11 protein-coding genes are annotated in these 13,610 nt (G+C 49.4%); 8 read left to right on the top strand and 3 right to left on the bottom strand.

All coding sequences use genetic code 11. The features are described from left to right. Positions 1–17: 17 nt before the first annotated feature. The 7 genes from ACYQ2L_RS08450 to ACYQ2L_RS08420 are packed head-to-tail and all read left to right on the top strand — an operon-like array spanning position 18 to position 7,970. On the top strand, positions 18–3,356 hold the full coding sequence (locus tag ACYQ2L_RS08450) for a PAS domain S-box protein (RefSeq protein WP_460053833.1): 3,339 nt from the start codon (positions 18–20) through the stop codon (positions 3,354–3,356). Beyond that, positions 3,353–3,703 (top strand): response regulator, encoded by a 351-nt coding sequence (locus ACYQ2L_RS08445; RefSeq protein WP_460053832.1) that lies wholly within the window; start codon positions 3,353–3,355, stop codon positions 3,701–3,703. Before ACYQ2L_RS08450 ends, ACYQ2L_RS08445 begins: the two co-directional genes overlap by 4 nt. A gap of 10 nt (positions 3,704–3,713) precedes the next feature. Further along, positions 3,714–5,252 (top strand): flagellar assembly protein A, encoded by a 1,539-nt coding sequence (locus ACYQ2L_RS08440; RefSeq protein WP_460053831.1) that lies wholly within the window; start codon positions 3,714–3,716, stop codon positions 5,250–5,252. Between the two features lie 57 nt (positions 5,253–5,309). Beyond that, entirely contained in the window at positions 5,310–5,741 is a 432-nt protein-coding gene (locus ACYQ2L_RS08435; RefSeq protein WP_460053828.1) for a secondary thiamine-phosphate synthase enzyme YjbQ, read from the top strand. Then, complete coding sequence (locus ACYQ2L_RS08430; protein WP_460053825.1) at positions 5,738–6,445, top strand: SDR family NAD(P)-dependent oxidoreductase; 708 nt, start codon at positions 5,738–5,740, stop codon at positions 6,443–6,445. Before ACYQ2L_RS08435 ends, ACYQ2L_RS08430 begins: the two co-directional genes overlap by 4 nt. Then, positions 6,446–6,736, top strand: coding sequence for an antibiotic biosynthesis monooxygenase (locus tag ACYQ2L_RS08425; RefSeq protein ID WP_460053824.1), 291 nt, complete (start codon positions 6,446–6,448; stop codon positions 6,734–6,736). Continuing rightward, complete coding sequence (locus ACYQ2L_RS08420; protein WP_460053822.1) at positions 6,726–7,970, top strand: SPL family radical SAM protein; 1,245 nt, start codon at positions 6,726–6,728, stop codon at positions 7,968–7,970. The genes ACYQ2L_RS08425 and ACYQ2L_RS08420 overlap by 11 nt, the downstream gene beginning before the upstream one ends. Here the strand turns inward: ACYQ2L_RS08420 and galE are convergent. Together galE and ACYQ2L_RS08410 are read right to left on the bottom strand one after the other, a co-directional pair. Continuing rightward, complete coding sequence (gene galE, locus ACYQ2L_RS08415) at positions 7,964–8,962, bottom strand: UDP-glucose 4-epimerase GalE (protein WP_460053820.1); 999 nt, start codon at positions 8,960–8,962, stop codon at positions 7,964–7,966. The two genes, ACYQ2L_RS08420 and galE, sit on opposite strands and share 7 nt — an antisense overlap. Beyond that, positions 8,959–10,299, bottom strand: coding sequence for a galactokinase (locus tag ACYQ2L_RS08410; RefSeq protein ID WP_460053819.1), 1,341 nt, complete (start codon positions 10,297–10,299; stop codon positions 8,959–8,961). Before ACYQ2L_RS08410 ends, galE begins: the two co-directional genes overlap by 4 nt. A 51-nt stretch (positions 10,300–10,350) precedes the next feature. Between ACYQ2L_RS08410 and ACYQ2L_RS08405 the strand changes: the two genes are divergently transcribed. After that, on the top strand, positions 10,351–11,376 hold the full coding sequence (locus tag ACYQ2L_RS08405) for a LacI family DNA-binding transcriptional regulator (protein WP_460053817.1): 1,026 nt from the start codon (positions 10,351–10,353) through the stop codon (positions 11,374–11,376). Between the two features lie 45 nt (positions 11,377–11,421). Here ACYQ2L_RS08405 and leuA read toward each other — a convergent pair whose 3' ends face one another. Then, complete coding sequence (gene leuA / locus ACYQ2L_RS08400; protein WP_460053815.1) at positions 11,422–13,086, bottom strand: 2-isopropylmalate synthase; 1,665 nt, start codon at positions 13,084–13,086, stop codon at positions 11,422–11,424. Positions 13,087–13,610 lie beyond the last annotated feature (524 nt).

Below are 13,610 nucleotides of genomic sequence, written 5' to 3'. Positions count from 1 at the left end.
TAGACTATAATAATAAAATGATTCACATATTGATACTGAATCACAAGTATGGAAAAACTCAGAATATACAGGAAGCACTCAGGAGAGTTGCTATCTCGGCTGAATTTCTGTTGGCTGATACCCTGGAAGACTTTCAATCAATAATCACAAACACTCCCGTTCAACTCACAGTTATTGCAAGCAACTCCGTAGAGGCACATGGAATTCCGATGCAGGCTCTTATTATCGCGCGGGAGCTCAACCCTGGCATTCCGCTCCTTATTTTTACCGGGGAAAGCGATTGCCGGAATGCAATGCAGTATATTCGAGCCGGAGCCTCTGACTATATTCATGCGGCAGATCTGAATCAGCTTTTTATGTCCAGTCTTCACATCATCGGGGAAAACGAATCGGTACGGAAACACTCATCGGTAACTGAAGTGCTGGTTCGAGCCGGCAGGCAATGGCGAGCAACCTTCGATGCCATGCAGGACAGCGTCTGCGTAACCGATGACCGGGGACTCATTATCCGGGCAAATCATGCATTCCGGGATTTTCTCGGCTTATCGTGGCAGGAAATAATCAACAGAAATTTTCATGACCTATCCGGAATAGAATCCGGTCCTGAGGCAACGGGCAATCAAGCCCAGGAAATGTACTTCACCCGCAATGAACACTGGTACAGACTATCAACGGTACGCAGCCTTCAGGAAGATGGACAGGGCGCTGAAACTATACGAATAATTTCAGACATAAGCTACTCCAGACAGCTGGAGAAAAGCCTGCTCGAGTCGGAAAGCAGGCATCTGAAATTCTTCAACAAGCTTCCACTCGGAGTTCTCTATCAGGATCTGTCCGGTAAAATAATAACTGCCAACGCTTCAGCCGAAGACATACTCGGAATACCTGCCAGAGAACTAGTAGGAAAGGACCTCCCGGACCTTGGTTACAGTAAAGAAGATGGAACCAGAAGTTTATTCCTCCTGCAGGGAGATGAGTTCTTCCAGCTTCTGAACGAAGGAAAAGCTGTCAAGGACAAGATACTCGGTTTTACGCACCGAATCTCAGGTAAGCATAGGTGGATCAAGATCAATGCGATACCATTCAAATCAGAGGACAGTCCGTCAGCAGACCTTGCCGCGTACATAATCGAGGATATAACCGAGGAAAAGAATGCGGTTGAAAAGGTACGCAGCACAGCCGCTCAGCTCAACACTATCTTCCGCAGTGTCCCCATAACCATGATAATTCTTGATGCCAGGCATATAATTCGCGAAATCAATCTACCTCTCAATGCTTCAGAACCCACAGCAACCGAGCATTTGATAGGTACCGGTAAGAGCAGCCTTATTAAATGCATTAATTCAGCAGGTGAAGATCTTTCCTGTGGCGATCATCCCGAGTGTAGTGCCTGCCAACTCAGGGAAACGGTTTCAAGAACAATCGAGGAACAACAGGAATTTAATAATATCGAAGTGGAAATCAAATCCAGAAAAGGAAACACAGAAACCCGGGAGAACTACCTCATACACACTTCACCAATCATCTATGAGGATGAACCCATGTGTCTGCTGGTACTCAATGATATTTCAGAAATCAAACAGAGTCAGAGGGCACTCGAAAAAAGTGTTATCGAGCTGAAGTCAGCCCAAAAAAAACTCAAAAGGCATGCAAAATGGGTTCGCACCCTGAATGATTTTTCCAGGTCTGCTGCCGAAGAGCAGAATTTCCAGGCCCTGATAGATCTATTCTTTCACTATCTGGACAAAAGCCTGGAGCATAGCTTCGGACTGCTTACATTTCAGAAGGAGACGCCTGAAGAGCTGGAAGTAGAAGCACTAAGCCGCCATGATGACGCCCTCAGGCAGTTTTTTACTCCTGGCATGCTGATTAATGCCGCAGATTTCCCGAAAGTACTGACAGAGAGCGGAAGCAGCAAGATAATCGAAATCACGGATATTTCGGACGGGAAGAAGAGTGAAATATGGCAGGGTGTCCTCGAAGTCCTGCAGAGTAAAAAAATTCAGGCCATACTCAAGATCCCCTTCGCCTTGTCAGAAATGAAAACGGCCTTTCTGTACCTGGCATTTACCAACAGAAAAAGACTTAAATCAGATGAGTGGAGATTTCTCAACAACCTCATAGAATTCCTTTCTCTCTCGATCAATAACTGGAGACTGTATTCCGAACTCGATCAATCCTATGAACAATTATCCCAGGTCATGGAAAACATGTCACAACAGCGCCGTATGGAAGCCATGGGCCAGCTTGCCAGCGGCATTACTCACGATATAAACAATGCCCTCGTGCCCATTCTGCTCTATACTGAATCCCTGCTTGCACTCCCCGACGGAAATATGGACACCAGAATCCGCTACTTGAAGTCTATTCAGAACGCGGCACAGGACATTGAACATGTTGCCAAAAGAATGCGGGCCTTCTACCAGAAAAACGACAGTGGTGAAACGCAGGAGGTGTCGGTAGATACCCTGTTCGATGAGGTAATAGACCTGACAAGGCCTTTGTGGCAGAGCTCAGCTGACAAAAAGGGAAAGCATATAGATGTAGTCAAAAAGATCAGCGGAAATCCGGTACTGATGGTGAACCAGAGCGATCTGCGCGAATCATTAACCAATATGCTGATTAATTCCTGTGATTCAATCGAAACAAACGGCAGTATCTGTTTGAATGCCGAACAGAAGGATGGCTATACAGTCCTGACTGTTGAAGATAGCGGCAAGGGCATGGATGCAGAAACCGTGCAGCGCTGCATGGAGCCTTTCTTTTCCACCAAGGGAGTCGATGGTACCGGGCTTGGCCTCCCAGCTGTTTTCGGCATGATCCAGCGTTATAATGGCAGTATGGAGATTGACAGTAAACCAGGAGAAGGCACACGGATTCAATTGAGGTTTCCGATCACCGCTCCAGAGGCCTCTGCGGAACTGCCTTCGACCAGCGAAGCGTACCCTGAAGGACTCAAGATCCTTTTGACAGAGGATGATGAGCGCGTTCTGCCTGTATTGAAAGAAATGCTGCAGATTGACCGACATAAAGTCTTTTCCGCAAGCTCAGGCGGAGAAGCACTAGAAATCCTGAAAAGCGAGCTAGAAAAGGGAGTACCTTTTCAGGTCCTTGTTACAGATTACGGTATGGCAAATATAAACGGGCTTCAATTAGCCGCCATGGTAAAGAAGACCCAGCCGGACATACCGATTATACTGCTTACCGGTTGGGGGGTTCTTATGCAGGACGATGAGACACCTGAAAATATCGATGTCGTTCTGAGTAAACCTCCAAAGCTTGACTTGTTCAGAAAATCGATTGGAGCCTTGATTCTGAACAGAAATATACATAACAAAGGGGAAAGCGGGAAATGACAAAGCGAATACTGATCATTGATGATGAGGTTGCAATTCTGGAGGCTGTCAGCTCGATTCTGACAGATATGGGTTTTGAGGTTGCATCACACTCCGATGCCGGCGAAGGAGTGCAAGCTGCCAGGGAGAGTGATTTCGATCTGATTCTGGTCGATGTCCTGATGCCGGAAAAAAATGGAGCTGAGGTTACCCAAGCGATCATGGCAGCAAAAGCAGAAAGCAAAATCCTGATTATTACCGGTCATCCGGGAGATCCGATCGCGGCTGAAGCCATGAACTCGGGTGCGAAAGGCATAATCAAGAAACCTTTTGAGATAGCCAAAATTCTGGATGCGCTGAAGGTCTGAAGGATTCACTATGAACAAACGGAAGGCAGATAGAATCGACAATATCTCTGATTTGTCGGATAAGCTCCTGGCCGATATTGACGAAATCAAGATTGATTTCGCATCATCCCGGGATCCTCTGGAACAAGCCAGCGCAGATGCGTTCACACGCTTTCAGCGCCTTGAAGAGATGGGCATCGCATTCCCCAGTCATGGATACGTAACAATCCAGACTGATGATGATAATCTACGGGCTTATGCTGATTTCTATCCAGCCAGTGAGGGAATGAAGCACATAACGATGGATCACCTGCTGGTACAGCTTGAGATTGAAGGAGTCAACTACGGTATTCACTGGGCAGAAATCAAGGAAGCCATGACCGAGTGCAATCTTTCAGGAAAACCAGTCAAACACATTCTTGCTGCAGAAGGTGAAGGTCCCGTTGAGATGATTCCCTCACATATAGTAATTGAACCGGACCTGAAAAGCCCGCCCAAAAAGGAACCGGATTCCAGGGGACCGGTTGATTACCGGGAAATGAGCCCTTTTATATTTGTAAAAAAGGGACAGGTATTGGGGAGACGCAGAGAAGAAAGGCCAGGCAGCGAAGGCATGGATATTAGCAGCCAGAACCTGCCATTCAAGGTCAGAAAAGTGAGGCAGCTCAACCCCCTGAAGAACATCGTTGAAGAGGATGGCCTGCTGCGTGCCGCCTGTGACGGACGCTTCGAACTCACTGAAGACGAATTTCTGGTAAGTGAGACCCTGGTATTAGCTGGCGGGGTCGATTATCAAACCGGAAACATAAATTTTGCAGGCGATGTAATAATCAAGGGAGATGTCAAGGATAACTTTGTCATTAAAGCCGGTGGTTCTGTACTTTCCGAAAGTACTCTGGACGCCTCTCTTGTATCCTGTAAAGGCGATGTTCTGGTTCAGCAGGGAATAATCGGAAGAAGAAAAGGAAAGGTCATAGCGGAAGGCGAGATCCGGTCGAAGTTTATCGAGAATTGTTACGTGGAAGCAGGAAAAGCAATAACTGTCTCGACTGGAATTCTTCATTCTGCTGTACACAGCAGCGACATTGTGGACTGTAGCGGGAAGGGTATTATTGTAGGGGGCTGTGTATATGCACAGAACGGGGTCAAGGCATATCAGATCGGCTCACAGATGGGCCCTAAAACAGAGATATACTGTGGACTGAATTTCTCTGCAGTTCATCAGCTGGAACTTATACAGGATAAATCCATGAAACTCGCGCTCATGCTTCAGAAAATCAACAGCCAGATTGCACGAAGCAGTGGAGAACAGCTTGAGAAGCTGGCCGAGATCAAGGTCAAGGTTCAGAATGCAATGAGTAGTCTGAATAACAAGGCCGCAGATCTGGTGGTTAATCTCGACAAGAATGACCAGGCCTCCGTTGAAGTCAGCGGGCAGATCTACCCTGGCTCCTATATTGAAATCGGCCATGTTTCCTATATAGTTCAAAGGGTATTCAACCGGGTCCGCTTTGTACTGAATAAAGAGCAGGGCATTATTGAGGTTGAGAAACTCGTCCGCAAGAGATAATACCCCATCATTTTTCTCGATTTGCCAGGGTACGTTTACCCGGGGTATACTTCAAATATGAAGATTGTCCAGAAACATTTCGCCTTACCACAGCAGCGCAGGGGATTTCACCTCATAACCAGGATTGTGGAACAGGAAATTCCGGAAATTCGCAGGTTCTCGGCCGGACTTCTGCACCTCCACATACTGCACACCTCGGCAGGTCTGACTCTGAATGAGAACGCTGACCCGGATGTCCGCCGGGATATGGAGCAGATTTTCAATCACCTGGTTCCAGAGAATCAGTCATACTATGTACATACCATGGAAGGATCCGACGATATGCCGGCTCACGCCAAGAGTTCTCTTCTGGGACATTCAGTTACCATACCGATAAGCGATGGACGCCTGTGCCTGGGAACCTGGCAGGGAATTTACCTCTGCGAACACAGAAACCATGGCGGTTCCCGCCGTTTTACGGCTACAATTATTGGGGAGGAAATAGAATGAAACTCTTTGTCATTACCGGTGGATCAAAGGGTCTCGGAAAAGAGCTCTGCAATCTGTACCGCAGCGCTGGCTGGGGCATAATCGAATTCTCCAGAACGGCAGCCGCACCATGGTCTGTAGAAATCGACCTGTCCGATCCTGAAGCAGCAGAACGGGCTTTTTCCCATAGCTTTGAACGCTTTTCCAGTCAACACTTCGACGAGGTACTGGCAATCAGCAATGCCGCAAGTCTGCAGCCGATTCGTGGTCTCAGGAATATTTCGGCTGGTGATATCAGAAAGTCAGCAGATCTGAATATCAGCACGGCTCTGGTCTTTTTCTCGCAGGTTATGAAGCATTTTCAGGGACCGAAGCTGCGACTGGCGAGTATTTCGTCCGGGGCATCGCGACACGGCTATGCAGGGTGGAGTCTCTACTGTGCAGCAAAAGCAGCGATGGACAATGCGGTCAGAGCCCTCGCCCTCGAGGAACCTGCCTGCGAAATAATCAGTATTGATCCGGGAATTATGGATACAGATATGCAGGCCGAAATTAGAGCCAGCCGCGAAGAGGATTTCCCGGCCGTCGGTAAATTTATCCAGCGGAAAGAAAGAGGACAGCTGCAGCCAGCCGAAAAAATTGCTGCAGCTGTTCAGACAATATGCAGCCTGCCCCGGCTTGAAACCGGGGAGATATATAATTGCAGTGATTATCTGGAGGGGTAAATGCCGGTAACAATAGTACATATAAGGGTCAAGAATGAATATCTACAGGATTTCATTACAGCAAGCAGAGAAAACCAGAAGTATTCAGTACAGGAAAACGGGAATCTCAGGTTTGACTTTCTGCAGAGCAGCGATGACAACTGCAGCTTTGTTCTGTATGAGGCCTATGAATCCCCGGAGGCTGCCGCCGCTCATAAACAGACTGATCATTACCTGAAGTGGCGAGAGACCGTCGCTCCCATGATGACCGAAGCCCGGAAAGGGCTTCCCTACGACATTCTTGCAATCTGATTTTCCGATAGACGAGGTCGCACCTCGAGGTGACGGAATCAGGCCAAAAGCGAGGCAGGTCAGAAAAGCCCTCAAGTCTTCACCTCTGCCCGGACTGTTCACCATGACGCGCTATGCCTGCTCACCTTATATGGGCTGCGCTCACGGCTGCCTGTATTGCGACGGGAGAGCAGAGAAATATTTCGTTGAGGGTGATTTTTCCAGGGACATCGTTTTCCGGGAGAATCTTCCACAGCTTCTACAGAAGGAACTGCCGAGATTAAGGGAACCCGGACCGATTTCGATCAGCAGCGGGATTACTGATGCGTACCAGCCGATTGAGGCGGAGCTGGGAATTACCCGGGCCTGCGCCGAAATTCTGCAGTACTTCAGGTTTCCGGTCACAGTGCTTACCAAGTCATGCCTGGTCGAGCGGGATATCGACCTGTGGAAGCGAGTACATGAACAGGCAGGCTTTCTACTCTTGATGACCATTACGACTCTGGACGCTGAGTTATCCTCACTGATTGAGCCCGGGGCACCCTCCCCTGAGCAACGCATCGCCTGTCTGCAGAAATTTTCTGAAGCCGGCTGCCATACAGGAGTTCTGATGATGCCGCTCATTCCGCATCTCAGTGATTCTTTTGAAAAGATTGATGAGATGTATCGGCGACTCAAGGCTGCGGGGGTTTCCTGTATTATACCGGGAGGATTAACCCTACGCCCCGGCCGGCAGAAGAATCTCTTCATGCGCACGCTGATGCATCCCCTGCTGGCAGGCAGGAATGCTGATCTCCCCGGGCTCTATGCAGAACTCTACAGTAAGGAACTGACGAGCGGAAATCCGGACAGGAAATACAGGAAGAAACTGGGTGGTATCTTCAGCGAAATGACCAACAGGCACCAGATAGCGCCCTTCATACCGCATTCTGTATACCGCCAAACTCTCAACAAAGCCGATGAGCTGTTTGCATTGCTCAGCCAGATGGATGAATGGTACCAGAATGAGGGCAAAGACACGTCACGCCTGCAGAAAAGCGCGGAATCCTACCGAAACTGGCTGCTTGATTCAAAGAAAGCCATGGGAAGCACCCGCGGAGCCGGCGCATCCCATGATATGGACGGGCTGATCCGGGAGGCTGAGCAGAACGGCTCCCTGAAATCAGTTATCCGCAACGACAAGCTCTATGCATATCTGCAGAAAGTTCTGCACCACAACGAAATTTTTGCACCCTGGCTCGCAACTGCTCAGTAGCCGAGCATTTCCTTGCGCCGCTCCCGCCACTGAAGCTCTTTTTGAATTGCATCCGCGGTGGAGAGCTCGGCTGTCCAGCCCAGTATCTCCCGGGCACGGCTGGTATCTGCAAAAGCACCGGCGACGTCACCGGGACGTGCAGGGCCTTCAACAATCGGCACATCTCCTGTCCAGACTTCCCGGAATGCGTCACAGAGTTCGCGTACTGTCACACCATTCCCGGTACCAAGATTGATTACCTGATAAGCTTTTTCTGCATCGCGACCGCTTTCGAGATATTCAGCTGCCAGAACATGTGCCCGGGCAAGATCCCAGATATGTATATAATCCCGAATGCCTGACCCATCCCGGGTTGGCCAGTTTGTTCCGGTAATGCAGAACTCTGGTTCTATTCCAAGCGCGGCATTGGTCAGTTTAGCGAGTACATGGCTTGGATTTGCAAGATGCATGCCGCTTCTCAGCATTGGATCAGATCCTATGGGGTTAAAATATCTGAGTGAAAGCCCGCGCATATTGTAGGCAGCACAGAAATCCGCAAGCACCATTTCCATCATATACTTGGTTCGCGCATAGGGACTTGAAGGAGCCAGCGGTGACTCCTCGGTAACCCGGAAGCCTTCTACCGTAGCGTATATCGAAGCCGATGAGCTGAATACTACGGACAAACCGCCGCGTTCGCGGATAAAATCAAAGAGATCCAGAGATTTTGCCACATTTTCATGGTAGTAGCGGCTGGGATGCTCCGTCGATTCGGGGACAATTATCAAGGCTGCACAGTGAATAATGACCTTTATTTCAGGGTGATCGCTGAAGATCCGACCGAGCACAGCATGATCAGAGCTGTCTCCTTCATAGAATACATGCTGTTCGGCAAATTCACGTTTCCCGATAGACAGATTGTCGAGGATGACAGCTGTATGACCGGCATCCTTCAATGCATTACAGATTGTGCTTCCAATATATCCGGCACCGCCGGTTACCAGTACTTTCATATTCTCACTACTCCTTCAGAGCGGATCTCGAGCGCCACCACACAGCCATCACCCAAAGCCCGTTCCATTTGATCAATAAATATCTGCATATGCTCATGGGGGACATATGCCTGCACCGTTCCCCCAAATCCACCACCATGCACCCGCCCGACCACACCATATTCACCAAAGCGGGCTTCTATAAGCAGAAGTGCAAGTCCATAATCCTGATTATCGATTTCATCGATTACATTCTGCAGATACTGAAATGAACTGTGCCCCGATTCCGCTACCAGTTTCAAGTATTGCATGAAATCATCGGCCTTCAATGCTGTCAGCATTCCCTGTACCCGTCTGTTTTCAGCAAAATAATGACCGGCCCTGGCGATGGCTCTGCCACTGAACTCACTTCTGAGTCTGGCGAATCCCTTCCAGAAATCATCTTCGGAAACCTCACGGAGTGTGTTGGCCCCGAACCATGAAGCTATCTGCCGCATTTCTGCCGGAATTGATGCGTAGGAATCCACATCCGCTGAGTGATCGGATGGTGTATGCACTATGCACAGCTGGAATCCATGCGCACTGAAATCAAAATCCAGAGGTGTTAGGGCAACATTATCCGGATCTGCAAAGTCTATGCCGACAACCCCGCCGCAGGCCGTGCCAATCTGGTCCAGCAGTCCCGAAGGTTTGCCGAAATATTTATTCTCAGCAAACTGGCCGCACAATGCGATTTGAATCGGATCGATGACCTGAATACGTCCTTCAGCATGGTCTGCGGCCCGTGAACCCGCCATGGCTGATTCACGGCCAAGATCAGTAATTACTGTGGCAAACAATGACTCAACACAGGCAGAAGAACTGAGTCCGGAACCTGGACTGACATTGCTCTGCAGGGTCGCCCTGAATGCCTTCAATGCTATATCTTTTTCCGCACACCATGCCAGCAGGCCGCGCAGGATGCCGGTCAGGCTGCCCTTATCGGAATCCCGTACTTGCAGAGAGGAGCATGAAACCAGATATTCCTGATCAAAATCGATTGAAAAGACTGACAGTTGGTCATCACCTGGAAGCGGCTCGATTACGGCAATACTGTCCAGAGTGACTGCCGCCGCAAGAGCGATACCATTATTATGATCGGTATGATTGCCACCAAGTTCGGTTCGGCCTGGTGCACTGTACATGTACACAGGTCCCTTGCAACCCCTCGCTTCATGAATATCGAGAACACTGAGCCAGCGGCTGCGCTGTTTTTCCAGTTGATCGCTTCCATACAGGCTCTGCAGCCTGGAATCGAGTGTACCGCTGTGAATATCTTTTTTCCAGTCAGTAATTGTTCTGGCTGATCCAGGAATCATTTCCACCTCCACCTTGAAATGTACGCGCGTACATTGTATCATATTAAAAGAATGAGTCAACAGGAAAAATCCGGAAAAGCAGATCGTGACAGCGTCGCACGCCTGGCCGGAGTATCTACCGCTACCGTCTCCCGGGTTTTCAACAGTCCCGAAACCGTATCCGACGGGAAGCGGGAACAAGTTCTCAAGGCTGCTTCCGAGCTGGGATATGCGCCGAACAAGTTTGCATCGGCCCTGGCAAGAAAAAGCACGGGAAGGATTCTCTGGATCGACGGACGGAAACTCTCCAGTCACGATCCTTCGCATGCTGTATTCTACGCTGGCCTTTATACAGAAAGTCTGGAAGCGGTGCTGAATACGATCGAACGGAGCCCGTATCACCTGACCATTGGAACCGAGCACGGACACAGTCTTCAAAACGGTGATTTTGACGGAATTATCGTCTACGATATAGACAGCCAGGAACAGCTGCAGCGACTTCAGGCAAGCGGTATTCCGATGGTATTCGGGCACCATGTCCACCATTTCACAAGCGGGATGCGTTTTGCTGTTGACAACCAGGCAGCCGGCAGCTTGATTGCCGAGCTCTTTCAAAAAGCCGGGCATAGCAAAACAGCTTTTGTCTCCGGACAGACGCGCGAAATAAGCAGTCACATGGACAGGAAAAACGGCTTCTGCAGTGCTTTTAATGACCTCGAAGTTCTCGAAATAGAAGTAGCCATAGGACCTGCAGGCGGCAGAGCTGCAGCCGAACAACTTATTCCGGAAATCAGAAAAGGCGCTGTCACCGCTATCGCAGCAGTGAACGACCTAACTGCCTTTGGACTGGTTCAGAAACTGATGGATGCCGGTATTTCGATCCCGGGTGATGTTTCAATAGCTGCCTGCGATAATCTTCCGATACTGGATCTACTGCCGCTGCGAATTACCAGCCTGGACCTCTGTCTGGCAGATATATACAGGCTGGCAGCAGAACAGCTCATGCTTGGTCTGTCACAACGGAACCCTCCAGCTGAAAAATTGCGCATCTTCCCTCCGAAGCTTGTTCCAGGTGACTCAGTGTCGGAGCCTCGGTAGAAAGCTGACTCCGACACTTCTGATTCCTGGATTATTCTGTGATCATTATCTGAGCTGTGAGCGGTTGAAGGCGCTCACAACTGCCTTCAGTCCAGCAATAGAGATGTCTGTGTCCACACCGACACCCCAGAATCTGGCAGCATCCTTTGTCTGTATCTGTACGTAAGCTGCAGCCTCGGTTCCTGCTCCACTACCGACTGCCTGCTCCTTGAAATCGATTATGGAAAATCCATTCCAGCCGCGTTCGCTCATTGCCTGAACGAAAGAGTCGATAGGGCCATTGCCCCTGCCGGTAATCTCCTGAATCTGCCCCTTGTAGGCTATTTTTACTGTCAGAGTAAGCTTATGGTCACCCATCTCATCCGTCAGCGAACGCAGCCGGATAAGCTCGAGAGGATCTGTGTTATCCAGATATTCCTGACGGAAAATGCCGAATACTTCCTGCTTGTCAGCTTCCCGGCCAAGTCTGTCTGCCGCTTGATTCATGATTCTACCGAACTCGGGGTGCATTGATTTAGGTAAATCGAAACCGAACTCACGGGAGAGCACATATGCCACCCCGCCTTTGCCGCTCTGGCTGTTAATTCGGATTATAGCCTCATATGTCCGCCCGATGTCCTTGGGATCGATAAGCAGATACGGCACCTCCCAGGGAGTATCCGGGCCGCTCAGACCGTCACGGCGATCCATTCCCTTCTTGATAGCATCCTGATGTGAGCCGGAAAAAGCGGTAAAAACAAGGTCCCCCGCGTAGGGATGTCTGGCATGTACATCCATGCCGGTCAGATCCTCATATGCCGAACGGATGGACGGGACATCACTGAAGTCGAGTTCCGGATCAATCCCCTGGCACAGCATATTCAGGGCAACAGTTACTATATCCAGATTTCCTGTTCGCTCTCCGTTCCCGAACAGGGTTCCTTCAACCCGCTGGGCACCTGCCATAAGCCCCAGTTCGGTCGCGGCAACTCCGGTTCCCCGGTCATTATGGGTGTGCAGACTCAGAATAACCGAATCACGGTGCTCGAGATTTCTTGACATCCATTCGATCTGATCTGCATGTACATTGGGAGTTGTCCACTCCACCGTAGCTGGAAGATTAATTATAACGGGTTTGTCCAGAGTCGGCTGCCAGACAGCAGTCACTGCATTGCAGACTTCGCTGGCATAATCAAGCTCGGTATCTGAAAAGCTTTCCGGGCTGTACTCCAGACGAAAATTCGTCTCGGGCTGCTTTTTCACCTGCTCAAGCACCATTTCAGCTCCGCGAACCGCAATATTCTTTATTTCATCCTTGGTCATACCGAAGGTTATCTTCCTCTGCATGCTGCTGGTTGAATTATATACATGCAGAATGACATTCCGGGCACCCCTGACACTCTCGAATGTCCGCTCGATGAGATGTTCACGAGCCTGTGTAAGAACCTGAATAGACACATCATCCGGAATCATTTCGCGGTCAATCAGAGTCCGGACGAAATCAAACTCGATCTGACTGGCCGCAGGGAAACCAACCTCAATTTCCTTGAAACCGATATCCACGAGCAAACTGAACATTCTCAGTTTCTGAGCGACCCCCATTGGATTAGCCAGCGCCTGATTACCATCACGTAGATCCACACTGCACCATATCGGCGCTGATATGATTTCTTTGTCCGGCCAGGTACGATCGGACAAATCAACTTTCGGAAACCGTGTATATTTTGCCATACTGTTCCTCCTCATGCAGGCTGCATATAAAAAAAGCCCGTTACCGATTGCTCGATAACGGGCTGCTGGTTTCAAAATATTCTAACAGAAACCTTGCGATCCGCGCACAGAACAATCAGCACTAACAGCTCTTGTTAGTCCCGATAGAGACAGCAGGTATAGACCCAGGCTCGGCGCAGAAAAGATTTCCATATAAAAAAGTTATAGTAATTGAACCGGACTTGTCAAGCACATGAACCAGACATCAGAAATGCTTATGAGTAGTAGCAAGATGGCACCATGATTTCCTCTCTCACCACGCTGTAAGCAAAGATATATGAACATTGCTGTTGTAATAGAGGGTATGTACAAAACGAAAAAAGGAGTTTCGTATGCATACCCCTCCCTTCTGTCCCAACAAGGACTGCCAGCATCACCATCATCATGAGCGCAGCAGATCCGAGAAAGAACGAGTTGGCAAATGGTTCTATCGGAAAGGGCGCCGCAGTTCAGCCTGTGCTGGTGAATTCCAGCGCTTTCAGTGT

The organism is Spirochaeta dissipatitropha, assembly GCF_054657935.1.
Note: the sequence above shows the minus strand (reverse complement) of the source record. Positions and strands in the feature narration are given on the sequence as shown.

Bases quoted from the DNA above. Each gene is read 5' to 3' on its own strand.
- leuA (WP_460053815.1), bottom strand. From the start codon at position 13,086: ATGGCAAAATATACACGGTTTCCGAAAGTTGATTTGTCCGATCGTACC.
- ACYQ2L_RS08445 (WP_460053832.1), top strand. From the start codon at position 3,353: ATGACAAAGCGAATACTGATCATTGATGATGAGGTTGCAATTCTGGAG.
- ACYQ2L_RS08405 (WP_460053817.1), top strand. From the start codon at position 10,351: ATGAGTCAACAGGAAAAATCCGGAAAAGCAGATCGTGACAGCGTCGCA.
- ACYQ2L_RS08410 (WP_460053819.1), bottom strand. From the start codon at position 10,299: ATGATTCCTGGATCAGCCAGAACAATTACTGACTGGAAAAAAGATATT.
- ACYQ2L_RS08435 (WP_460053828.1), top strand. From the start codon at position 5,310: ATGAAGATTGTCCAGAAACATTTCGCCTTACCACAGCAGCGCAGGGGA.
- ACYQ2L_RS08440 (WP_460053831.1), top strand. From the start codon at position 3,714: ATGAACAAACGGAAGGCAGATAGAATCGACAATATCTCTGATTTGTCG.
- ACYQ2L_RS08425 (WP_460053824.1), top strand. From the start codon at position 6,446: ATGCCGGTAACAATAGTACATATAAGGGTCAAGAATGAATATCTACAG.
- galE (WP_460053820.1), bottom strand. From the start codon at position 8,962: ATGAAAGTACTGGTAACCGGCGGTGCCGGATATATTGGAAGCACAATC.
- ACYQ2L_RS08450 (WP_460053833.1), top strand. From the start codon at position 18: ATGATTCACATATTGATACTGAATCACAAGTATGGAAAAACTCAGAAT.
- ACYQ2L_RS08430 (WP_460053825.1), top strand. From the start codon at position 5,738: ATGAAACTCTTTGTCATTACCGGTGGATCAAAGGGTCTCGGAAAAGAG.